General features: G+C 71.5%; 18 protein-coding genes and 2 pseudogenes. 9 read left to right on the top strand and 11 right to left on the bottom strand.

Features of this window, described 5'->3' with window-relative positions; all coding sequences use genetic code 11:
- Window positions 1-32: 32 nt before the first annotated feature.
- The 4 genes from ACFQGL_RS08415 to ACFQGL_RS08400 form a co-directional block, all read right to left on the bottom strand.
- Complete coding sequence (locus ACFQGL_RS08415) at window positions 33-1034, bottom strand: ABC transporter substrate-binding protein (RefSeq protein WP_377507920.1); 1002 nt, start codon at window positions 1032-1034, stop codon at window positions 33-35.
- Window positions 1031-1723, bottom strand: coding sequence for an L-ribulose-5-phosphate 4-epimerase (locus tag ACFQGL_RS08410; protein WP_377507917.1), 693 nt, complete (start codon window positions 1721-1723; stop codon window positions 1031-1033). Before ACFQGL_RS08410 ends, ACFQGL_RS08415 begins: the two co-directional genes overlap by 4 nt.
- A complete protein-coding gene (araB, locus tag ACFQGL_RS08405; protein ID WP_377507914.1) occupies window positions 1720-3402 on the bottom strand; it encodes a ribulokinase in 1683 nt (560 codons plus the stop codon). The genes ACFQGL_RS08410 and araB overlap by 4 nt, the downstream gene beginning before the upstream one ends.
- A 180-nt stretch (window positions 3403-3582) precedes the next feature.
- On the bottom strand, window positions 3583-4785 hold the full coding sequence (locus ACFQGL_RS08400; protein ID WP_377507912.1) for an FUSC family protein: 1203 nt from the start codon (window positions 4783-4785) through the stop codon (window positions 3583-3585).
- 180 nt (window positions 4786-4965) lie between these two features.
- On the opposite strand from ACFQGL_RS08400, the gene ACFQGL_RS08395 reads away from it, so the two are divergent.
- The 3 genes and pseudogenes from ACFQGL_RS08395 to ACFQGL_RS08385 all read left to right on the top strand — a co-directional run.
- Window positions 4966-7215 (top strand): hypothetical protein, encoded by a 2250-nt coding sequence (locus ACFQGL_RS08395; RefSeq protein WP_377507910.1) that lies wholly within the window; start codon window positions 4966-4968, stop codon window positions 7213-7215.
- Between the two features lie 50 nt (window positions 7216-7265).
- Window positions 7266-7919, top strand: coding sequence for a class I SAM-dependent methyltransferase (locus ACFQGL_RS08390; RefSeq protein ID WP_377507908.1), 654 nt, complete (start codon window positions 7266-7268; stop codon window positions 7917-7919).
- A 51-nt stretch (window positions 7920-7970) separates the two neighbouring features.
- Window positions 7971-8810 (top strand): annotated as a pseudogene (locus ACFQGL_RS08385) (ice-binding family protein); the annotation flags it as partial.
- 55 nt (window positions 8811-8865) lie between these two features.
- On the opposite strand, the gene ACFQGL_RS08380 reads toward ACFQGL_RS08385, so the two are convergent.
- Entirely contained in the window at window positions 8866-9342 is a 477-nt protein-coding gene (locus ACFQGL_RS08380; RefSeq protein WP_377508416.1) for a hypothetical protein, read from the bottom strand.
- Window positions 9343-9685: 343 nt separating this feature from the next.
- On the opposite strand from ACFQGL_RS08380, the gene ACFQGL_RS08375 reads away from it, so the two are divergent.
- Genes ACFQGL_RS08375 through ACFQGL_RS08365 form a run of 3 tightly spaced genes read left to right on the top strand, consistent with a single transcriptional unit; the run spans window position 9686 to window position 12247 of the window.
- On the top strand, window positions 9686-11032 hold the full coding sequence (locus tag ACFQGL_RS08375; RefSeq protein WP_377507906.1) for a hypothetical protein: 1347 nt from the start codon (window positions 9686-9688) through the stop codon (window positions 11030-11032).
- Window positions 11029-11637 (top strand): hypothetical protein, encoded by a 609-nt coding sequence (locus ACFQGL_RS08370; protein WP_377507903.1) that lies wholly within the window; start codon window positions 11029-11031, stop codon window positions 11635-11637. The genes ACFQGL_RS08375 and ACFQGL_RS08370 overlap by 4 nt, the downstream gene beginning before the upstream one ends.
- 4 nt (window positions 11638-11641) lie before the next feature.
- A complete protein-coding gene (locus ACFQGL_RS08365) occupies window positions 11642-12247 on the top strand; it encodes a hypothetical protein (protein ID WP_377507900.1) in 606 nt (201 codons plus the stop codon).
- Window positions 12248-12307: 60 nt separating this feature from the next.
- Here the strand turns inward: ACFQGL_RS08365 and ACFQGL_RS08360 are convergent, their stop codons facing one another.
- The 3 genes from ACFQGL_RS08360 to ACFQGL_RS08350 all read right to left on the bottom strand — a co-directional run bounded on the left by ACFQGL_RS08360 (window position 12308) and on the right by ACFQGL_RS08350 (window position 16085).
- A complete protein-coding gene (locus ACFQGL_RS08360; protein ID WP_377507897.1) occupies window positions 12308-14911 on the bottom strand; it encodes a LuxR C-terminal-related transcriptional regulator in 2604 nt (867 codons plus the stop codon).
- 112 nt (window positions 14912-15023) lie between these two features.
- Window positions 15024-15470: a Cif family virulence factor gene (locus tag ACFQGL_RS08355; protein WP_377507894.1), complete on the bottom strand. Its 447-nt coding sequence runs from the start codon at window positions 15468-15470 to the stop codon at window positions 15024-15026.
- 48 nt (window positions 15471-15518) lie between these two features.
- Window positions 15519-16085 carry a P-loop NTPase family protein gene (locus ACFQGL_RS08350; RefSeq protein ID WP_377507892.1) on the bottom strand — a complete coding sequence of 189 codons (567 nt, stop codon included), beginning with the start codon at window positions 16083-16085 and terminating at the stop codon, window positions 15519-15521.
- A gap of 163 nt (window positions 16086-16248) precedes the next feature.
- Here ACFQGL_RS08350 and ACFQGL_RS08345 point away from each other — a divergent pair, with 163 nt between their 5' ends.
- Both ACFQGL_RS08345 and ACFQGL_RS08340 read left to right on the top strand, forming a co-directional pair.
- Window positions 16249-17412, top strand: coding sequence for an RNA ligase RtcB family protein (locus tag ACFQGL_RS08345; protein ID WP_377507889.1), 1164 nt, complete (start codon window positions 16249-16251; stop codon window positions 17410-17412).
- Window positions 17409-17982 (top strand): annotated as a pseudogene (locus ACFQGL_RS08340) (peptide chain release factor-like protein). The gene ACFQGL_RS08345 and the pseudogene ACFQGL_RS08340 overlap by 4 nt, the downstream one beginning before the upstream one ends.
- Here the strand turns inward: ACFQGL_RS08340 and ACFQGL_RS08335 are convergent.
- Window positions 17972-18883, bottom strand: coding sequence for an alpha/beta fold hydrolase (locus ACFQGL_RS08335; protein WP_377507886.1), 912 nt, complete (start codon window positions 18881-18883; stop codon window positions 17972-17974). The pseudogene ACFQGL_RS08340 and the gene ACFQGL_RS08335 sit on opposite strands and share 11 nt — an antisense overlap.
- Before the next feature lie 303 nt (window positions 18884-19186).
- Between ACFQGL_RS08335 and ACFQGL_RS08330 the strand changes: the two genes are divergently transcribed.
- A complete protein-coding gene (locus ACFQGL_RS08330; protein WP_377507883.1) occupies window positions 19187-20635 on the top strand; it encodes an FG-GAP repeat domain-containing protein in 1449 nt (482 codons plus the stop codon).
- Window positions 20636-20784: 149 nt separating this feature from the next.
- Here ACFQGL_RS08330 and ACFQGL_RS08325 read toward each other — a convergent pair whose 3' ends face one another.
- Both ACFQGL_RS08325 and ACFQGL_RS08320 read right to left on the bottom strand, forming a co-directional pair.
- Window positions 20785-21165: an effector-associated constant component EACC1 gene (locus tag ACFQGL_RS08325; protein ID WP_377507880.1), complete on the bottom strand. Its 381-nt coding sequence runs from the start codon at window positions 21163-21165 to the stop codon at window positions 20785-20787.
- Between the two features lie 245 nt (window positions 21166-21410).
- Entirely contained in the window at window positions 21411-22007 is a 597-nt protein-coding gene (locus tag ACFQGL_RS08320) for a hypothetical protein (protein ID WP_377507877.1), read from the bottom strand.
- Window positions 22008-22066: the final 59 nt, after the last annotated feature.

Below are 22066 nucleotides of genomic sequence, written 5' to 3'. Positions count from 1 at the left end.
CCGCCACGCGAGCGCGGCGACCCCGGCGTCGGTCAGTACTTGCGGTTGGGCAGTGCCTCCTTGGCCTGCGCCTGCGTGAAGGTGGTCTCCTCGGTCTCGATCCGGGCCGGCACCTCCTGGCCGGCGTCGACCTTCTTGGCCAGGTCCATCAGCTGTGGGCCGAGCAGCGGGCTGCACTCGGCGATGAAGTTGAACTTGCCGTCGGCGAGGGCCTGCATGCCGTCCTTGACGGCGTCGACCGTGATGATGGTGATGTCCTTGCCGGGCACCTTGCCGGCGGCGGTGATCGCCTCGAGGGCGCCCAGGCCCATGTCGTCGTTGTGCGCGAACAGGACGTCGATCTTCGTGTTGGCCTTGAGGAACTGCTCCATGACCTGCTTACCGCCGGCCCGGGTGAAGTCGCCCGACTGGGAGGCGACGATCTTCAGGTTGGGGTTGGCGGCGATCGCCTCGGCGAAGCCCTTCTTGCGGTCGTTGGCCGGAGCCGAACCGGTGGTGCCCTGCAACTCGACGATGTTCACCGGCCCGGAGGTGGTCTTGGCGTTCGCGATCAGCCACTCCCCGGACAGGCGGCCCTCCTTCACGAAGTCCGAGCCGAGGAAGGTCTTGTAGAGCGACTTGTCGGCCGAGTCGACCGAGCGGTCGGTCAGGATGACCGGAATGCCGGCGTCCTTGGCCTCCTTGAGCACGGTGTCCCATCCGGACTCCACCACCGGCGAGAAGGCGATCACGTCGACCTTCTGCTGGATGAAGTTGCGGATCGCCTTGATCTGGTTCTCCTGCTTCTGCTGTGCGTCGTCGAACTTCAACTCGATGCCCGCGGCGGCGGCGGAATCCTTGATCGAGATGGTGTTCGCGGTACGCCAGCCGCTCTCCGCACCGACCTGGGAGAAGCCGAGCGTGAGCTTGCCGTCGTCGGCGGCGGACCCGCCGGTGTCGCTGTTGCCGCAGGCCGTCGCGCTGCTGACGAGCAGCACGGTGGCGAGGAGCGCGGCGGCGCGCCACGGAGCGGAGGGCGATCGCATCTTTCTCATCGGGTCTCCTTGGCTGGGTGTGGTTGGCCGTAGACGTTCTGGTAGCGGTGGTAGAGCGCATCGATGTCGGCCTGCGCGATCGGCGCCGGCGCGCCGAGTGCACGAGCCAGGTGCGCGGTACGGGCGACGTCCTCGCACATGACCGCGGCCTTGACGGCCGCGCGGGCGTCGCGGCCGATGGTGAACACGCCGTGGTTGCGCATCAGCACCGCGGGTGAGCGGTGCCCGGCGAGCGTGGTGACGATGCCCTTGCCGATGTCGTCGCCACCGATCAGCGCGAACGGGCCCACCGGGATCTCCCCGCCGAACTCGTCGGCCTGCGCCGTCAACTGGCAGGGGATCGGCTCCCCACGGGCCGCCCAGGCGGTGGCGTACGAGCTGTGGGTGTGCACCACCCCGCCGACCTCCGGCATGGCCCGGTAGACGTAGGCGTGGGCGGCCGTGTCGCTGGACGGCGCGAGGTCGCCCTCGACCAGGACCCCGTCGAGATCGCAGACCACCATGGTCTCGGCCGAGAGGTCGTCGTAGCCGACGCCGCTGGGCTTGATCACCATCAGCTTCTGACCGGGGACCCGCGCGGAGATGTTGCCGGCCGTCCAGGCCACCAGGCCGTAGCGGGTCAACTCGGCGTGCAGGCGGGCGACCGTCTCGCGCAGCTCGCGCACCTGTCGGGTCAGCTCGACGTTCATCCGACCGTCTCCAGCGTGGTCTCGTGGGCGGCAGCGGCGGACTCGACCGCCGCGTTCCGGATCGCGCGCAGGCGGAGCATGACGTCGTTGTCCCCGCGGCCGAAGTGGTCGTGCAGCGTCCGGTACTCGGCGTAGAGGGCGTCGTACGCGCGCGCCCGGTCGGGATCCGGTCGGTACACGGCCTCGTCGACCCGGCCCATCGCCTGCGACGCCTCGTCAATCGAGGGGTACGCGCCGGCGGCGACGGCGGCGTGGATCGCCGAGCCGAGTGCCGGCCCCTGCGCCGAGCCGATGATGCCCAGCGGCCGGTTGGTCACGTCGGCGTAGATCTGCATGAGGAACTCGTTGGAGGTGAGACCGCCGGCGACCACCAGGTCGTCCACCGCGACCCCGGCGTCGACGAACGCCTCGATGATCATCCGCGTGCCGTACGCCGTCGACTCCAGCAGTGCGCGGTAGACGTCCTGCGCACGGGTGGCCAGGGTCATTCCGACGATCAGCCCGCTGAGGTCGTGGTTGACCAGCAGCGAGCGGTTGCCGTTCCACCAGTCCAGGGCGACCAGGCCGTGCGCGCCGACGGGCTGACCCGCGGCCAACTCGGTGAGGCGTTCGTGCGAGGCGACCCCGGCCGGGGCCGCGTGCTCGACGAACCAGCCGAAGATGTCGCCCACCCCGCTCTGCCCGGCCTCGTAGCCCCAGGCGCCGGGGCTGATGCCCCCGTCGACGACGCCACACATCCCGGCCACCTCGGCGAGACTGCTGCCGTTGACCACGTGGCAGGTGGAGGTGCCCATGATCGCCACCAGCCGACCGGGTCGTACGGCCTGCGCGGCGGCCGCCGTGACGTGTGCGTCGACGTTGCCGACGGCCACCGCGATCCCCTCCGGCAGGCCGGTCCACGAAGCGGCCCGGGCGCTGAGCGTGCCGGCGCGGGCGCCGAGCGGCAGCAGCGGGCCGTCCAGCTTGCCCACGAAGTCACCGAACGCCGGGTTGAGCGCGGTCAGGAAGCTCTCCGACGGGTACCGGCCGTCCTGCCGGATGCCCTTGTAGCCGGCGGTGCACACGTTGCGCGTCTCGACGCCGCACAACTGCCAGACGATCCAGTCCGCGGCCTCGATGAAGCGCTCGGCCCGGTGGTAGACCTCGGGGTCCTCCTCAAGGATCTGCAGGCCCTTGGCGAACTGCCACTCGGCGGAGATCTTGCCCCCGTACCGACCGATCCACGGCTCGGCCCGGTCGTGGGCCAGAGCGTTGATCCGGTCGGCGTGCGGCTGGGCGGCGTGATGTTTCCACAACTTGACCCAGGAGTGTGGACGGTCGCGCAGCTCGGGCACCTCGCAGAGCGGAGTGCCGTCGGCGGACGCCGGCAGGACGGTGCAGGCGGTGAAGTCGATGCCGATGCCGACGATCGCGGCGGGGTCCACCCCGGAGGCGGACACGGCTGCCGGGACCGCATGTCGGAGCACGTCCCGGTAGTCGTCCGGATTCTGCAGGGCCCAGTCCGGTGGCAACGGGCGGCCGGTGGGAAGGGCCGAGCTGAGCACTCCGTCGTGGTACTCGTGCACCGCGGTCCCCAGTTCGACGCCATCACCGACCCGGACCACCAGGGCTCGGCCGGACAGGGTGCCGAAGTCGACACCGACGACGTAGCGGTCGCCGGCTCCGTCCACATGAGTCATGTCCACCTCCACCGTTGACGGGCTCAGTGTTAACGCTCACATCCAAGGGCGTCAAGACATCAGGGCGCAACAGATCCGTAACGTCCCGTGCGGGTGCGCGGGCGGAGCCTCGCCGCTGTCGCCGGGTCGAGGGGGTGGACACCACGACGGCGGGGATGCGGAGTGGATCAACCGAGTCGATCACCCGGAAGGAGGCTTCAACTCGCCGAAGGAGCGCCGCACCAGGCGGTTGGCGTCCTCCTGGGTCAGCCCGGCGGCCACCAACAGGTCGCTGGCCGTGGTACGGACCTGGGCGACCACGACGGCACCGGAGAAGCCCACCCCCGCCCGGTAGGCGTCGCCGGCCGCGCTGACCGCCCGCAGGGCCTGCGCCCGCGCCCGGTCCGGTTCGTCGCCGTCGGCGAACTCCCTCTTGAGCAGCCGGACGGCCTCGGCCAGGGCCGACACCGCCCTCGGCAGCTGTGCCGGAATCGGCTCACCGTCCTCGATCAGAGTCACCGCCCGGCGAATCAACGTTCCGCTGTTACGCATCGCACGCTCGATCGGCTCCGCCGCATGCGCGTACCGGCCCACCGGCCCGTGCCGCTCGTGCCAGTGCACCGGCGACAGGGTGCTGGCCTCCCGGGCACCCTGGGTCGCCTCGATGAAAGCCTTCACCTCGTCCTGGTTCTGCCGCAGTTCGTCGCGGGCGGTACGCGCTCGGCCGGCGTCACCCGCCGTCAACGCGCTGGACGTGGCGTCGAGCTGGGCGATGAGCAGGGCCAGTGCCGGCTTCGCGGCCCGGTTGAGCACTCGCAGCGGATTCAGCGGCAGCAGCACGGCGGTGACGATCAGGGCCACCGCTCCCCCCACCAGGGCATCCACGAACCGGGGGATCTCCAGGTCCCGAACGGACGGGCTGAGCGTGGCGATGAGCACCGCGGTCGCGCCGGCCTGGATCACCACCGGCGCGCTGCCGACGAGGAACAACGCCACGGCGATCGCCAGGATGACGATCAGGGAGAGCTGCCACCAGCCGGTGCCGATCAGCGTGAGCAGCAGGTCACCGATCACCACTCCGACGGTGACGCCGATGATCAGCTCGATGGTGCGGCGCAGGCGTTGGCCGACCGACGCCGCGAGGGTCGAGACCGCGGAGATCGGCGCGAACACCGGCTGCGACACGTGCAACACCTCGTGCACCACCAGCCAGGACAGCGCCGCGGCCAGGCCGGCCTGCGCGGCGAGGCCCAGGCCACCGCGTACCCGAAGCAGGCGGTCCCGCAGCGTGGCCACCGCACGATCGCGGAGCCGGGCGGCGGTTGCCGCCCGGCCGGCATGCTCACGGTCGTCCGCGCGGGTCGGCGCGCGCCCGTCCGCCTCGTGCCGACCGGCAGCGACCATGGCGACGCCTACCCAGCCCCGACCGGATCAGTCCTGCGTCCCGAAAGTCGACCCGCGTCCGGCGCGGCACCGACCGCCACGCGCGCCTACCGCAGGCAGGCGGCGGGACGGTTGGGCCTGCCCGTGCGGGGTAGACCCGGGTCTGCCATGCGGGGGGCGATGTGGGATGGATCAGCGCGGTTGAGCGGGCCGGGGACGCCCGACGACGTGGTGGAGCTCCGGGTGCACGGCATCTCCGGCGCGAGCGCCGGCCAGGTGTTGGACGTACAGCAGATCGCGCAGGTCGCGGGCGACCGCAGCGGGGGGTTCTACCGGCCCCGCCCCCGGCACTCGGACGGCCGCGACGTCACGGGCGTGACGCTGGAGGCGTACCGCTGGGGTGATCTGCCCGCCGGATCGGTGGTGCGGACGCTGTCGCTGGTGTTCCTGCTGCCGTTCATGCTGGTCAACGTGGCGATCTGGATGCGCCCGGTGAATCGTGGCTCCGAAACCGTGATCCGGTGCCTGTGCCGGGTGCTGGCCCTCACCCTCACCGCGCTGTACGTGCTCGCGGTCTGCGGCGTCGCGCTGGACCTGGTTGCCTGGAAGTGCCTGGCCTCGTCGCGCTGCCTGGCCGGACGCAGTTGGTTGTCCTGGCTGGGTGGGCAACCGCCCGGGCTGCGGATGGCGGTGCTCGCGCTGATACCGGTGGCGGCCATCGGCCTGATCTGGCGGCTCAGCACGCGCCCGGGCAGGGCGTTCAACGCGTTTCGCGCCCCCGAGGCAGGTGTCTCCGGCCATCGGCTCAGCGCGGTCGGCCAGTGGGACGCCGAGCCGCTGGTGGGTCGGCTGCGCTCCGTCCACGTCGCGGCGGCGTTCGCGACGCTGGACGTCACCCTGCTCGCCGCTCGGGCCTCGACCGGCGCCTCGGCCGGCACGATCGCGTTGGCCGTCATCGGCGGGACGCTCCTGGCCACCTGTGTGGTCCTGCTCTGTACGCCCCCACTGATCGACCGGGTCGCCACCGACCGACGGTTGGACCGGATCCCCAGCACGCTGCGGACGATCGCCATCGTCCTGACCATCGCGGTCCTGGCCCACGTCCTGACCAGCGGGCCATCCTGGGACCGGGGGGCCGCCCTGCCCGGCTACGACGCGATCCTCGCCTGGCTGTTCGTCACGCAGACGATGCTGCTGGCCGCCCTTGGGGCGACGCTGCTCTGGCGCCGGGACCGGCAGCCGGACGGTACGCCGCTCTTCGGCCTGGGAGCGCTGGTGATCGCGGCCACGGCGATCAGTCTGGCCGTCGCGTTCTCCGCCGAGCTGGTCTTCCGGGTGGCGGATTTCCTGGACCGCGACACGCCGACCGGGGAGGGCATCGCCACCGGCCCGGCGCGGGCGTACATCTGGGCGATCTTCGGCTTCTTCCGGGCCGTACTGATCACGTTGATCGTCGCGGGGCTGGCGACCCTGTTCTCCCGCCGCCGCCGGTACCGCGCCGCGGCAGCCATCGTCGCGCGCGACTACCCGGACCCCCCGGCGGAGGCCGAACCTCGGCTACGGCAGATACGGCAGGCGATCGCCCGCGCCCGGTTCACCGAGATGCTGGTACCGCTCGCCGTGGTCTACGGCTGTCTGGCGGGTGCCGCCACCGCCGGCACCACCCTCGGCCTGCTGGACCTGTTCCCGGGTGACGTGCTCGAACGGAATCTCGGGGTGCCGGCCGGCCTGGTCACCTTCGGGATCGCGTTCGGCAGCTGGGTGATCGCGGCGATCATCCTGGGCCTGATCATCGGCGGGGTGTTCGCCTACCGCACGGTCGGGTTCCGGCGGCACGTCGGGGTGCTGTGGGACCTGGGCACCTTCTGGCCCCGGGCCGCCCACCCGTTCGCACCGCCCTGCTATGCCGAACGGGCCGTGCCGGAGCTGACCCGACGTATCACCTATCTGGTCAAGAGTGGCAACGCGGTGCTGCTCACCGGGCACAGCCACGGTTCGGTCCTGCTCGCCGCCACGGTGCTCCAATTGCCGCCCCAGGTCAGCGGCCGGGTCGCGCTGCTCACCTACGGATCGCCGCTGCGCCGGCTCTACGCCCGCCTCTTCCCCGCCTACATCGACGACGAGGTGCTGCACGAGGTCGGGCGCAGGGTCGGCTGGCGCTGGGTGAACCTGTGGCGCGACACCGACGCGATCGGCGGCTGGATCTTCTCTGCCCACCGGGCAGCCGTGCCGACCACGACGGGCGGACCGGCCGCGACGGTGGACCGCCGCCTGCGAGATCCCCCGAACGTGGTGGCGCCGCCCGGCGACAGCGTCCCGGCACCGATTCAGGGACACTGGCCGTGCGAGGCCGACCAGCAGTTCACCGCGGCGGTACGCGAACTGGTGGCCCGCCTCCGCGGGCCGACGGCTCCGGCCTCCGCGCCGTGGCTGCCGGCGGGGCGGTCGTAACGGCCGGGCCGGTCGCCGCGGCGGACATCCGATCGCATCTGGAGGTCGACGTGGCTGCGGCATCCCACCCAGTCTTCGCCCGGTTCTATGAGCGACTCAGCGTCGCCATGGACCGCGCCGGCGTCGCGGAGCATCGCCGGGACCTGGTCGTCGGACTCTCCGGCCGGGTGATCGAGATCGGCGCCGGCAACGGACTCATGTTCGGACACTACCCGGCCACGGTCACCGAGGTCGTCGCGGTCGAGCCGGAACCACGCCTGCGCGCCGCCGCCGTCCGGGCGGCGCGGACCGCGCCGGTGCCGGTCACCGTCGTCGACGGCCTGGCCGAGGCACTGCCCGCCGGCGACGGCGAGTTCGACGCGGCCGTGGTCGCGCTGGTGTTGTGCACCGTGCCGGACCAACCAGGTGCCCTCACCGAGATCCACCGGGTGCTGCGCGCCGGCGGTGACCTGCGCTTCTTCGAGCACGTCGCCGCCGAGCAGCCCGGCGGCCTGCGTCGACTCCAGCGGGTGGTCGACGCGACACTGTGGCCGAAACTCTTCGCCGGCTGCCACACCGGCCGGGACACCGCCGCCGCCATCGGCGCGGCCGGGTTCGTCGTGGACGAGTTGCATCGGTTCCGGTTCCCGGCCACCAGCAACAGCCCGTCCGCACCGTGCGTCCGCGGTCGTGCGACCAGACCGGCCAGTGGACACATTCGGTAAGTCGAACTTCTTTCGCAGTACGCCGGCCGGCCGGGGCGACCCAGTGGACAGATGACCGGCGCCGACGTCGCGAAGGTTGACATACTCGCGCCGACCGTACCGCATTTGTCCCGTTTTGAACACTTAGGCCATGCCGACGTGATGTGGTGGTCTGCGCCAAGTTGGTGCTCCATCTTGGCCGTTCCAGGCAGGGCGCGACCACCAGACGCCCCTGCGAGCAGTACTCACGGAGGGTGTTCTGTGACAGCTACAGCCAAACATCGCTATCGACGGGTGGTCCTGCCAGCGCTGGGAGCCTCCGCAGCTGTCGCAGTGGCCGCCAGCTTGCTTCTCACCTCGTCCGCGGCCAGCGCGGCCGACGCGCCGGTGGGCCTGGGCACGGCAGAGACGTTCTCCGTCCTGGCCGGGGCCCAGCCCACCAACACCGGGCCGAGCTTCCTGGGCCAGAGTCTCGGGCGGTTCCCCGGAACCACCGCGACCGGCTTCGGAACGGCAACCATCGGTGGTGAGATCCACCTCGGCGACGCGGCCGCCCTCCAGGCCCAGAACGACCTGACCACCGCCTACAACGACGCCGCCGGTCGAACCCCGTTCACCGTCATCCCCTCGGAGCTGGGCGGTAACACGCTCAACCCCGGGGTGTACCGGGTGGGCGCCGCGCAGCTGACCGGGGTGTTGACGCTCAACGGCCAGGGCGACCCAGCGGCCGTCTTCATCTTCCAGATCGATTCCGCGTTGACGACAGCGTCGAGCAGCAGCGTGGTTCTGATCAACGGCGCTTCGGCCTGCAACGTCTTCTGGAAGATCGGCAGCTCGGCGACGATCGGCACCGGCACCACCATGGTGGGCACCGCCATGGCTCAGGCGTCGATCACGATGGCCACGGGTGCGACTCTCCAGGGCCGCGCGCTTGCTCGAACCGCCGCCATCACGCTCGACACCAACGTCATCTCCGCACCCTTCTGCGCGGCTCCGCCCGGTCCGCCTGGCCCAACTGGCCCGCCCGGCCCATCCGGCCCACCCGGCCCGTCCGGCCCTCCTGGCACCCCAGGTGCGCCCGGGACCCCCGGCGCACCCGGGACCCCCGGCGCACCCGGCAGCCCCGGCGCACCCGGCAGCCCCGGCGCACCCGGCAGCCCCGGCGCACCCGGCAGCCCCGGTGCCCCTGGTAGCCCCGGTGCCCCTGGTAGCCCCGGTGCCCCTGGTAGCCCCGGCGCGCCAGGCGCACCCGGCGCACCCGGCAGTCCAGGTGCGTCAGGCAGCCCCGGTGCACCAGGCGCTCCCGGCGCACCCGGCGCTCCCGGCGCACCCGGTAGTCCCGGCGCACCCGGCAGCCCCGGCGCACCAGGCGCTCCAGGCGCCCCCGGCGCTCCAGGCGCCCCTGGCGTTCCCGGCCCGCCCGGGCCGCCCGGCCCTCCCGCACCACCTGGACCGCCCGGTCCGCCCGACCACGGAAGGGACCACGAGAGCGACCAGCCAGGAACTCTGCCGGTGACCGGCAGCGGACTGGTCCCCGCCCTGACGGGTACGGGAAGTGCTCTGGTCGCCCTGGGCGTGCTCGCGTTCTTCCTCGCCCGCCGTCGAACACGTACCTCCTGAACTGAGGGCCCGGCCGGGACCTGCCGGCCGGGCCCCACAGCTCGGCCAATCGTTCTACCCTGACCGGGTCGGACGGTTCGTGCACACGGGCCACTGCGTAGTCGGGTCGAGCAACCTACGTAGTGACTACGGACGATCTGCGGCCGGCTGGCCGGTGCAATGGACGCATGACCAGCAACGAGGCCGCGAAGGCCAGCAACCCGGACAGCGCCGAGGCGATCGCCCGGCCCACCACCACCGCACCGACCACGCCGCCGCAGCGGACCACCCAGGACGACGCGCCGGCACGGGCGGACACCGCCGCGCCGATGCCGCCGCCGGTCAAGGCGCCGGACCAGAGCCGCCAGACGGAGCAGGCGCAGCGCGCCGAGGGACCACCGGCCACGGCCACTCCGGCCGCCAAGGGGGACGCCCAGGCTGCGCCGACCACCCCGACTCCCGCGCCACCGACCACGATCACGGCCGACACCGTCGCCGCCCGGGCCGTCGTGCTCGACGGCGCCCAGAACGGCCTGGTGCTCACCAACTTCAAGACCCGCGCGTACACGATCGGGATGAACGGCGACACCAGCTCGATCAGCCTGGCAAACGACAAGCGCGCCTACACCACGATCCTGGACGGGCAGAACGGCAACCTGTGGGCGGCCAACAACGTCAACAGCCGCAGCCTCAGCGCCAACCAGGTCGACCTGGACGGCCCGAACAACCACATCAAGTTCTGCCACAGCAAGACCCGCACGTACACGGTCGGCATCGACGGCGAGCACAGCTCGATGTCCTTCGCCCACCCGGACACCCGGCAGTACAAGCTGCTGCTCAACGGCACCACCGGCGACCTGTGGGCGGCCAACAACCTGAACAGCCCCAGCGTCACCGCGACCAACATGTCCGCCGCCAACACGGTCAGCTCCAAGATCGTCGCGGCGAACCAGGTGGACCTGGACGGCACCAACAACCACATCAAGTTCTGCCACAGCAAGACCCGCACGTACACGGTCGGGATCAGCGGCGACCAGAGCTCGATGTCCTTCGCCAATCCCGACACCCGGGCGTACACCGTGGTCATCGATGGTGTGCACGGTGACATCTCGCTCAGCAACGCGGATCTGGCCGAGGAGTTCGACGTCGCCGACGGTCACCTGCACGCGGCGATCCCCGGCGCGGTCCTGGTGATCGGCGAGACCGGCGCGCTGGAGCTGGCCGACAAGCCGTACGACTCGGCGGTGGCCGGTGTGGTCTCCGGAGCCGGCAGCTTCGCCCCGGCGATGGTGCTGGACCGGCGGCCGGACAGCGACCAGCGTCGGCCGCTGGCCCTGGCCGGCAAGGTGTACTGCCTGGTCGACGCGGCCCACGGCGCGGTGCGCCCCGGCGACCTGTTGACCACCTCCCCCACCCGGGGGCACGCCATGCGGGTCGCTGACCCACTCAAGGCGGTCGGGGCGATCCTGGGCAAGGCGCTGGGCCCGCTGCCGACCGGTCGCGCGCTGGTGCCGATCCTGGTGACCACGTCATGACCAGCCTGCGCCAGGCGGCCGGCAAGTACCTGCGGTTCGAGGCCCCGACGACGGTACGGACGGTCGGTGCCGAGCTGGGTCACCCCAGCGGATCGACCCGACGGCTGCTCGTCCAGCTGGACCAGACGTCGAGCGAGTGGTTCTCCGGCAGCCTGTTGCCCTCGAGCGTGAAGGGCAGCGCATGGCTGCGGCTGTTCAGCGACGGTTTCTACATGTTCGAGGGGCACGTGCACGAGAACGGCGCCGTCTCGCACAGCTGGTCGATGGTCGCCACGCCGAGCTTCGTGGACGGCGAGGGCAACGCCTTCGTCTTCTCCGCCAACGGCAAGGTGTCCGACAACCACAGCAGCGACGACTTCGCCGAGCACGGGCACGATCCGCGGATCGCGCAGTACTGGGATCAGCTCAACAACGCCAGCGTGAACTTCCGGCTGAGCGTGACGATGAACGTGGCCGAGCTGATCGGCAACATCCTGAAGTGGATCCCGCTGGTCATCGTCGGTGCGGTGGTCGCCGGGTGGGTCGCGTTCTTCGGCCAGCCGGGCAAGGTCCACGCCTACAAGGACGAGAACGGGACCGTGCACATGTGGAAGTCGAGGGAGTGACGGCATGACGAGCGTGCGGACCGCCGCCGCCCAGTACCTCGACATTCAGGCGCCGCTGACGCTGCGGCACGTCGGGGCGCAGGTCGGGCAGCCGGCCGGGTCGACCAGGGTGACGATGGAGCGGCTGGACCAGACCTTCAGTCAGACGTTCTCCGGCAGCCTGCTGCCGTCCAGCGTCAAGGGCACGGCCTGGCTGCGGATGGCCAGCGACGGTCACTACTGGTTCCAGGGCCACGTGCACGAGAACGGTTTCCTCAGCCACAGCTGGAGTTTCGCCGCCGGGCCGAACGTGGTGGACCAGAACAGGAACGTCTTCGTGGCCGTCGCGACCGGGCGGGTGACCGACGAGCACAGCAGCGACGACTTCAGCATCACCGGCCACGATCCGCGTATCGCCGCCCTGTGGGAACAGATCCGGTACGCGCCGGTCACGTTCCGGCTGGACGTCACCGCCAACTTCGAGGAGCTGGCCAAGACGGTGGGGAAGGGAATCCTGACCGGCCTGGGAATCACCTTCCTGGTCGGCGCGATCAACATCCTCGGCGCCAAGGGGGCGAGCTGCCAGGAGGATTCCAACGGCAAGATCACCTGCTACACGAAGAACACCTGACGTGTCCGCGGTCGGGGACGGCCGTGACGCCCGAAGGCGTCACGGCCGCCCCTACGTCACTCAGGCCGCCAGCCGCAAGGCGTCGGACAGCTCCCGCCGCGAGGTCACCGCGAGCTTGCGGTAGGCCCGACCCAGATGTGTCTGCACGGTACGCACCGACAGCACCAACTGCTCGGCGATCTCCCGGTCGGACAGCCCACGGGCGGCGAACCCGGCGATCTGCGCCTCCCGCACGGTCAGACCCGCCACCCTCGCCGGATCGCCGGGCACCGCCGCCCGCAGGCGGGTACGCAGGTCGACGGCGAGCCGGGCACTGTCGGCCGTCCCGGCGCGCCGGCCGACCTCGTCGGCCACCTTCAACGCCTCGCCGGTCATGTTCATGTCCATCAGGCGGTGGGCGTGCTCCAGCATCACCGTCGGGTTGCGTCCGGCCAACGCGATCACCGCCCGGCCCGCGGTGACCAGCCGCTCGGCGTCCACGTGGCCAATGGCCTCGGCGATGCGGTCCGCGTACCGGGCCGGGCCGGCGACCGGGTCCAGGTGTGCGGCGTAGATGAGATAGCCCAGCTCCACGAGCCAGCAACCGGAGGCGTGGGCCACGACGATCGCCTCGTCCATCAACTCCCCCGCACGTGCTCGCCGGCCGGACGCCACCGCCACCGCGGCCCGAGCCCACGGCCCCAGACCCGGCACCAGGGCGACCTCGTCGACGGGATGTTCGCGCAACACCGTCTCGGCCTCGTCCGGGCGGCCGTCCTCGGCCAGGGTGACCGCGAGCCAGCCGCTCGCCTCGGAGCGGAACAGCCCCTCACCGCCGGCCTGCTGCGCTACGGCGTCCCGGAGCCGGCTGATCGCGCCGGCCCGGTCACCGCTGACCCGCTGGGCGTACCCGTCGAAGACCGGCCACGCCGTATGGGACAGACCCGAGACGAGCGGATCCGGGGGCAGCGGCCACCGCCCGGCCGCCGGGTCCGTGACCGGGCCGGTCGGGGTGGGCTGGCGCCACAACTCGGCCAGCGCGAGCGCCGCCCCGGCCATGCCACGGGCGTACGGCAACGCCGACGAGCCGGCCCTCTCGACCGCCTCGACGACGGCGCGGCCCACCCGTACCGCCTCCTCGGTGCGCCCGGTCAGCACCAGCGCGGCCACCGACGCCAACGTGACCCGCAGTTGCGCGCCGGGCGGAGGTGCTTGCTCAAGCAGGTCCCGAGCACCCGCCAACGCCCGCGCGGCCTGACCGCCGAACAGCTGGACCAGCACGGCGACCGCCGCGGCTTCGGCCCGTCCGGCCAGGTCACCGGCCGCCTCGGCGTCCGCGCGCAACCGGCGCAGGTCGTCGTACGCCCGTCGCGGCTCACGCCCGACCCAGGCCCGATGCCCGGCCAGGGCCACCCCCACCGTCACCTGGGCGGCAGGGTCACCGGTCGCCTCGGCGTGCCGTCCGGCCGCGACCAGCGCCTCGTACGCCTCCGCGGTGCGGCCCTGCTCGACCAGGGCCGAGCCGAGCGCGATCGCCGCCCGCGCTCCACCGCCGCGCTCCCAGGCCCGCCTGGCCAGCTGCTCCGAGGCGGCCGGATCGGCGTACAGGCAGAGGCTCGCCGACCGGATCAGTTCCTGCGGCCCGACCGGCTGCCCGGCGTGCACCGCCCACAGCGCACTGGCCATCGCGTACGGCCCTCGGGTCGACGGTGCGCGCCGGGAGTTGGCCAGCAGCGCGGCGGACACCCGCCGACGCCGTGCGGGAGACATCCGGCGACGCACCGCGGCGCCGAGCATCGGATGGCGTAGCCGCACCAGGACCTGCTCGTCGCTCTGCTCGCTGCGTACCATGCCGAGCTGTTCGAGATCGGCCACCAACTCGGGCGACGCGGCCTCCTCCACCACGGACAGCGGCAGGGGCCCGCCGAGGGCCAGGGCCGCCAGGGCGTCCTCACCGGAACGGCCGACCCGGTCCAGCTCCCGGTCGAGCAGGTCAGCCACCTGTACGGGTACCGCCAGACCGGCCCGCCACCGCCACTGGTCGGTGTCGCGCACCAGCGCACCGACGTCCCGTCCGTGGTCGATCAACGCGGCGGCCAGCTGCGGCAGCCCGCCGGTCCACTGCCACAGCAGCTCGGTGGTGGATCGGCTGACCGGGCCGGCCAACCGCTCCCGCGCCAACGCGCCGACCGCATCCTCGGTCAGGGGTGGCACCAGCAGCCGGGACAACCCCGCGTCCTTCCACAGCGCGACGACCGCGTCCGGAGCCGGAACGCCGGACCGGGCGGTGACCAACGCACGGACCGCGCGGGCCTGGACGAGACCGAGCAGCACTCCGGCGGAGGGCCCGTCGAGCAGGTGGGCGTCGTCGACGACCAGGACCGGGGTACGGCCGGAGCCGCACCGCTCCGCCAGGGCGGCCAGGACGGTGCTGTGCACCAGGGCCGGGTGCAGGGCCGGGTGACCGCCGGTGAGGAGCCGGCCGAGTGCGCCGAACGGCACCTCCTTGCTCGCCTCGGTGGCGGTGATCCACACCTCGGCGAACAGCCGGGGCGGCAGGTCGGCGACGACCGCCCGGGCCAGGGCGGTACGCCCGACGCCGGGCGGACCGAGCAGCACGGCGCCGTCGGCCCGCACCAGCGCGGTACGGGCCTCCGCAAGCAGGCCGTCACGCCCGGTCAGCATGACCGGATCATCACGTACCCACTGACCAGCGGCGATCAGCCATCCGACAGCTGTCGCGCTACCGTCAGTCGCCGCCTGACCAGGGCTTAGTGGTCGGGAGTGCCTGGTCGGCTCAGCCGGTGAGGCCCAGCTTCCGCATGACGTCCTCCTCCTGCTCGTGCGAGAGATAGAGCAGGATCTGCGGCTGCCCGTCACCCAGGCGTACGACGTAGGTCTGGGCGAACTGCGCGCTGACCGCCTCACCCTCGGGTGGCTCGAAGTCCAGCGTCCACTGGGTGGGCACGAGCACGTATCCGGGCGCGAGATCGAGGACGTCCGAAACGGTCACGCGGGCGGCGGCCAGACCGAACTGCTCGGTCATCGCCTTCTGCCGTTGGTCGAGCGCCACCCGGTACTGCGCGTCGTTCGTGATCGCGGTGGCCGCGCTCGGGTCACCCTCGATGTAGGTGTCGGCGTAACTCGCGGCGATGACCGCGTTGTCGCCGGTTTCGACGGCCCGCGCGTAGTCGCGCAGGAAGGCGGTCACCGACTCGCGTACGTGTGCCTCCACAGGCTTCATGTGCGGTCCTCTCGGATGCCCAAGGCCGCCATTATGGCAGGTGATGCCCTACTCGCCCGACGCTCGACGGCCATCGGCCCGCGCCGGCCACGGGGGCAGGTCGGTCAGCCAGGCGTCCAGGGCGGCCGGGGAGCTGAACAACAGCACCGGCGGCGCGGACGGGTCGCTCTGCCAGGCGCGCATCCGCCGCCGCGCTCGACCGAACGCGCCCACGTGCCACACCAGGATCGAGTCCGCAGAGAACACGCTGCCCAATGACTCGCGGTTGCCGTTGCAGATCTCCTCGCCCGTCACCAGCCGCCGCGCAGTCCGACGCAGCAGCCGCCAGAACGAACACCACCGTGGGTAGTCCAGGCCGACCACCAGGTCGGCACGGGCCAGCGGTACGTCCCGCCAGCCGTGGTACGCCCCGTCGAGGATCCAGCGATCCCGTCGGCAGATCTCCTCGATCCGGCTGCGCTGCTGCGCGACCGGCACCTCCACCCAGCCCGGCTGCCAGAGCAGATCGTCCACCGGATACCACGGCAGCCCGAGGTGCCCGGCCAGCCGCTGCGCGAGGGTGGACTTGCCGGCGCCGTACACCCCGTAGACCAGGATGCGACGTGGTGCGCTCATCGCGGCAGCGTACGACGCCGCCGAAAGTCGGTTGCCGTGCGCAGTGGGCTTCGCCAGAGTGGTGCCCATGACGTACTGACGGACACCTCCCTGCATCGCGGCCCCGTGGCACAGCCCGGCGGCCCTGTCGTCCGTTCCTGCGTCCGTTCAGAAGTGAGCATCGTTGTCTCAGCACCACTCCACCCCTGCCACCGTGTCCGTGTTCGCCTCACCGGCGAGTTGGGTCGAGTCCGCGGCCCTCGCGCAGTGCCAACAGGTCGCCGCCCTCGACGGCATGATCCACGTGGCCGCCATGCCGGACCTGCACCCGGGTAAGGGCGCACCCATCGGCGCCGCCATGGCGTCGACCGTGTTGTACCCGTTCCTGGTGGGCTCCGACATCGGCTGCGGCATCGCCGTGTTCCCCATCCGGCTCAAGCGCGCCGTACCCGAACGGCTCGCCGCCCGTTTCCCCGACCTCGACCGCGCACTGGACCCCGAGCAGGACGCCGACGACCCGGCGTGGGCCGTCGTACCGGACGACGTTCCCGCCGGCCACCTGGAGGGCCTCGGTACGGTCGGCCGGGGTAACCACTTCGTCGAGCTCGCCCGCGTCGAGACGGTGTTCGAGGCGGAGCACGCGACTCGTCTCGGGCTCACCGACGGCGATCTCGTGCTCATCGTCCACAGTGGCTCCCGTGGCCTGGGGGAACGGATCCTGCGGGCACACACCGAGGTCCACGGCGCGGGGCCGGCCCCCGACCCGGCGGCCTACCTGGCGATGCACGACGCGGCCGTGCGCTGGGGTTCGCTCAACCGGCGGTTGATGGCCGCCCGGGTCGCGCACGCCCTCGGCGCCGAGCCCACCGAGCCGATCGTCGACCAGTGCCACAACCTGGTCGAGGTCCGGGACGGCGTCTACCTGCACCGCAAGGGCGCGGCGCCGGGTGACGACCGGGACGTGCTCATCGCCGGGACGCGAGGCACCGCCTCCTATCTCGTGGCCGCGCACGCCGGGTCGGACGCCAACCACTCGGTCGCGCACGGTGCGGGGCGCAAGATGTCGCGCGCCGATGCCCTGCGCCGGGGTCGGGCCAAGCACACCGTCGAGGAACTGCGCCGCACCTCCGTGGGGTCGCTGGTGGTGTGCGGCGACCGCCAGTTGCTCTTCGAGGAGGCACCCGGGGCGTACAAGCGGATCGAGCAGGTGATCGCCGATCTCGTCCAGCACGGCCTCGCCACCCCGGTCGCCACCACGACCCCGCTGGTGACCTACAAGACGCCCGACCGGGGGTCCACGCCCGGCCCCGCCCGCCGGGACCAGCGTCGCAAGCGGGGCAGGGCATGAGCGTCCACCTGCTGCTGTCCGCGGGGCGTGGCCCGCAGGAGTGTGCCTGGGCGCTGGCGCAACTGCTGCGCCGTCTGGAGGACGACGCCCTTCGACGGTCCGTGCGTACCCTCCGGGTCCGGGCCGTGCCCGGAGACCGACCCGGCACCTACCGGTCGGTCCTGGTCGAGATCTCCGGCGCCGAGGCCGAGGGTTTCGCCGCCTCGTGGACCGGGACCCTGTGCTGGCAGGCGCCCAGCCCGTACCGCCGGGGCATCGGCGGACGTCGACGTCGTCGCCTGCCGTACCGGCGGCCCCGGCGGCCAGCACCGCAACAAGGCCAGCACGGCGGTACGGGCGACCCACCGCCCCTCGGGCATCGTGGTGGTGGTCGACGAGGAGCGGCAGTTCAGTCTGAACCGCCGCATCGCCCTTCGGCTGCTGCGTCAGCGCCTTGAGGACGGCGACGAGGATGCCCAGCGTGCCGTCACCACCGCCCGTTGGCGCGTCCACGACGACCTCGTACGCGGCGATCCGACCCGGATCGAGCGCCCAGCCCCGCCGGGCCGGAACACCGAGGCTAGGGGCTGACCTGTAGCACCGCGTCGGCGAAGGCCCGGGGTGCCTCCTGTGGCAGGTTGTGCCCGACGCCGCCGCCGATGGTCCGGTGCTCGTACGGACCGGAGAACTGCTTGGCGTAGACGCCGGGATCCAGGTGCGGTGCGCCGTTGGCGTCCCCTTCGAGGGTGATGGTGGGCACCGTGATCTTCGGTTTGCCGGCCAGCCGTTTCTCCAGCTCGTCGTACTGCGGCTCGCCGACGGCGAGGCCGAGCCGCCACCGGTAGTTGTGGATCACGATGCGGACGTGGTCCGGGTTGTCGAGCGAGGCCGCGCTGCGCTCGAACGTCGCGTCGTCGAACCGCCATTTCGGGGAGGCCGTCTGCCAGATCAGCTTGGCGAAGTCGCGGCGGTTCCTGTCGTACCCTTCCCGGCCGCGTTCGGTGGCGAAGTAGTACTGGTACCACCAGGAAAACTCGGCCTTCGGCGGCAGCGGCTTCTTGCCGGACTCCTGGCTGTCGATCAGGTAGCCGCTCACCGCGACCAGAGCACGGCAGCGCTCCGGCCAGAGCGCGGCCACGATGTCGGCCGTACGGGCGCCCCAGTCGAACCCGGCCAGCGTCGCCTGCTCGATCTTGAGGGCGTCCATGAGTGCCACGAGGTCCACGGCCAGGACGGACGCCTGCCCGTTGCGCACCGCGTCGTCGGCCCGGAACCGCGTCGTGCCGTAGCCGCGCAGGTGCGGGACGACGACCCGGTGACCCGCCCCGGTCAGCAGGGGTACGACCTCGACGAAACTGTGGATGTCGTACGGCCAGCCGTGCAGAAGGAGCACGGCTGGACCGTCCGGCGGGCCCGCGTCCACGTACCCGATGTTCAGGGCACCGGCGTCGACCTGTCGTACGTCATCGAACAACGCCATTGATCCGGCCATCGCGGTGGCCTCCCTCCGTCGGCTGATCCCTGGGTGCGATCTCCGGCTCGGGGGGGGGTGCACCGGACAGCGTACGAATGCTAAAGCCCTGTGCCGTACGCCGACGGCGGGTTGCGCAAGCACCTGCTGGCCGATCACGACGTGGGTAGGATGCGCCGTTTCCGACTTGTCGCGGGCCACCCCACGCATTGGGACTTGTGTATGCCAGCCACATGTACACAGCGACCCGCCGCCGGTACTTTTCCTAAGTCATTGACGGATCCAAATTGATTCGCCGGCACGTCGCAGAAAGGACGTCAGCCGATGACGACGATCAGTGCAGCACGGTCCACCCACGGCGCGAGGTGGACGATCGCCCTCGCTGTCGCCACGGCCGTCGCCGGGGTGCTGGGGGCACCGCCGGCACCGGTCTTCGCCGCGGTGTCGGTGGGTGTGGGTGACGTGTTCGCGGTGGACACCCACGGTGGATCGGGGATGACCGAGGTCCACGCCCTGAGCCGCAGCGGCAACTACCAGTCGTTCACCGTCCACGCCGCCACCAGCCTCGGCCCCACCGACGTCAACCAGTGGACCTTCGGATTCGGCGACTACGACGCCGACGGCCTACCCGACCTGTTCGCCGTCAACACCGCCGACACCAACGGCCAGAAGACCGCCGCACACGTCCTCAGCGGCGCCTCCAACTTCCAGAACGCCCTGCTGCACGTCCAACTACCCGCCATGGGCGGCGCCAACCTCGACGTCTGGCAGTTCGCCGTCGGCGACTACAACGCCGACGGCCGAGCCGACCTCTACGGCATCAACACCCGCGACAACAACGGCCAGAACACCGCCGCCCACGTGTGGGATGGCGCCAACAACCTCAACAGCTTCCTTCTGCACGCACAACTAACCGCCATGGGCGGCTCAGACCTGGCCGTCTGGCAGTTCGCCGTCGGCGACCACAATGCCGACGGCCGAGCCGACCTCTACGGCATCAACACCCGCGATGGAGGCAACACCGCGGCCCACATCTGGAACGCCGCCGACAACCTGCACGGCTTCCTTCTGCACAGCCTCACCCCACTGCCCGCCAGCGACCTGGCCGTCTGGCAATACACCACCACCGACTACGACGGCGACGGCCGTGCCGATCTCGCCGCCATCAACACCCGCGACGCCGGGAGCAACAGCACGGCCATCCACGTCCTCTCGGCCAGCAGCAACCTGCGGACCTTCGCCATGCAGACCGGCACCGCCCTCAACCAGTCCCAGCTCAGCAAGTGGCAGTTCCACGGCTGGTCCGGACGACGCGGCGGCGGGACGGTGAGCCCGAACCCGTACGGGCCGTCGGAGGTTACGATCGGCTGGACCCCGCGCATGCAGTACGTGGTCAACCAGCTCAACGCCGCCCACGATCCACGCTTCTGCGGCGGCCAGGCCGACGGCTCCGGCAGCGGGCACATCAACGGCAGTGATCACTACAGCGGCAACGCGGCGGACTGTTTCGCGGCCGGGGTCGGCGCGATCGCGACCGGAGGCGACAAGGCCCTGGGTGACGCCATGGCGGACTGGGCCGTCCGCAACGCCGCCGCCCTGCGGGTCAAGTACGTCATCTGGTACGCGCGCATCTACAACGTCCAGTCGTCGAACCCACGCTGGGAGTACTACTGCAACTCGGCGTTGACCGCCGCGCAGTGCGCCAACCCCAGCCCCGGCGATCCGGCGACCCTGCAGCACATGGATCACGTACACATCTCGGTCATCCACTGACGCCGACGCGGCGCCGCGTCACCTCGACAGGGGCAGCGATGACCGGGAGGGGGTGTACGAGCTGAGGCTGACCGACGGCAACCTCAACCGACACCTGCGGGTCCTGGAGCAGGCGGACCTGACCGACGCGCCGGGTTCGCCTGGTACGGCTATTCCGCCGAGCCACGCAGCGCGGCCTCGATGAGCGCGGTCACCTGGCCCATGTCACGAGCGCCGCGTACGTCCAACTCCGCCGACCACCCGTCGGCGCGGGCGAGCCGCACCGTCACGTCGTCGCGGCGGTGGGTCAACCAGCCGGCGACGGCCTGCACCAGAACCATGACGTCGCCGCCACCGTCGGTGGCGACCAGCAGCCCGTCGGCGACGTCCGCGGCCTGCTGGTCGGGTGGCGCGGTCGGCCCATTGGCCGCGGCGACCTTCTCGCGAAGCCGGTCCTCGGACCGCAGCCAGGACGCCAGCGAGCGCCGGGCATCGGCCGACGGAAGATCCGGGTGGACCCAGAGCGTGATCGTCTCCAGAGACTCCGGCACCACATCTCCCTTCCTGGAGCGGACAACCGACGCAGGCAGGACAACCAATCTTGATCCATCTACGACCCGGATCCCAGCGGTGCGTCCGTTTCGTGGCAACAGCGGCTTCTTCACATCCCGCATCTCGCGCACGAGTCAGGGCTGTACCGCCTCCCGGAGGGGCGGCGGGCTGAGGAGGATCGTCTCGCGGCGTTACTGCCGGAGAAGTTGCTCGGCGGGCAGGGCACGGGCCGGCCGTCGACAGCTCAGGTGAGACTTGTGGCCACGGCCTCGGCTGCCGTACGCGTGGAATCCCACTCCGGCGTCGGTGCCTGGGCGGTCACCAACAGGGTCCGCCCGTTGCTGACCGGGACGAGCCAGTGCGCCTGCCACCACGTCTGGCCGTCGTGCTGGTAGGTCAGCTCCACGACCTCGACGTCCCCGACCTGACGTCGCCCGCCGATGGCCTGCCCCGGCCCCACGAGAGCGTCCGGAGCGGCGAACCGCTCGGCTGGCACCGGCCCCTGCGGGAAGATCAGGCCGTCACCCGGCCCGAAGAGATAGAAGGGCGTACGGTCCGCGGGATCCTGTGGCGACTCCAGAGTGAACCCCCGTGGCCAGCAGGAGGTGAACACCGAGGTCTCGATCTGCCAGTCATCGTGGCCCGGACCGTCGCTGATCTCGACCACATCCGTGCCCGCGATGCCGTCCCCCGGGCGGACGACCGTCGCACGCGGCCCGTCCGCCATCCACCTGGTCACCTCGACCGCGCTCGGATCGTCGGGTACGCGCACGAAGCGGTAGGGCCAATACGGCACCAGCGTCAGGTGATGACCGCTCAACCGGGCAAGCACGTGACTCACATGACCTCCTGTTGTCTGCTCGGGCGGCAGGTGAACCTACCCGCCGGGCTGGCCAGTGC

It is taken from the genome of Micromonospora vulcania (assembly GCF_042658605.1).
GTDB lineage: Bacteria > Actinomycetota > Actinomycetes > Mycobacteriales > Micromonosporaceae > Micromonospora > Micromonospora vulcania.
The sequence above is the reverse complement of the archived record's forward strand: the minus strand, read 5'-3'. Positions and strand labels throughout refer to the sequence as shown.

Excerpts from the sequence above, each read along its gene's own strand:
- ACFQGL_RS08415 (WP_377507920.1), bottom strand. The coding sequence starts at position 1,034 with ATGAGAAAGATGCGATCGCCCTCCGCTCCGTGGCGCGCCGCCGCGCTC.
- ACFQGL_RS08410 (WP_377507917.1), bottom strand. The coding sequence starts at position 1,723 with ATGAACGTCGAGCTGACCCGACAGGTGCGCGAGCTGCGCGAGACGGTC.
- araB (WP_377507914.1), bottom strand. The coding sequence starts at position 3,402 with ATGACTCATGTGGACGGAGCCGGCGACCGCTACGTCGTCGGTGTCGAC.
- ACFQGL_RS08400 (WP_377507912.1), bottom strand. The coding sequence starts at position 4,785 with ATGGTCGCTGCCGGTCGGCACGAGGCGGACGGGCGCGCGCCGACCCGC.
- ACFQGL_RS08375 (WP_377507906.1), top strand. The coding sequence starts at position 9,686 with ATGACCAGCAACGAGGCCGCGAAGGCCAGCAACCCGGACAGCGCCGAG.
- ACFQGL_RS08370 (WP_377507903.1), top strand. The coding sequence starts at position 11,029 with ATGACCAGCCTGCGCCAGGCGGCCGGCAAGTACCTGCGGTTCGAGGCC.
- ACFQGL_RS08365 (WP_377507900.1), top strand. The coding sequence starts at position 11,642 with ATGACGAGCGTGCGGACCGCCGCCGCCCAGTACCTCGACATTCAGGCG.
- ACFQGL_RS08360 (WP_377507897.1), bottom strand. The coding sequence starts at position 14,911 with ATGCTGACCGGGCGTGACGGCCTGCTTGCGGAGGCCCGTACCGCGCTG.
- ACFQGL_RS08355 (WP_377507894.1), bottom strand. The coding sequence starts at position 15,470 with ATGAAGCCTGTGGAGGCACACGTACGCGAGTCGGTGACCGCCTTCCTG.
- ACFQGL_RS08350 (WP_377507892.1), bottom strand. The coding sequence starts at position 16,085 with ATGAGCGCACCACGTCGCATCCTGGTCTACGGGGTGTACGGCGCCGGC.
- ACFQGL_RS08335 (WP_377507886.1), bottom strand. The coding sequence starts at position 18,883 with ATGGCCGGATCAATGGCGTTGTTCGATGACGTACGACAGGTCGACGCC.
- ACFQGL_RS08330 (WP_377507883.1), top strand. The coding sequence starts at position 19,187 with ATGACGACGATCAGTGCAGCACGGTCCACCCACGGCGCGAGGTGGACG.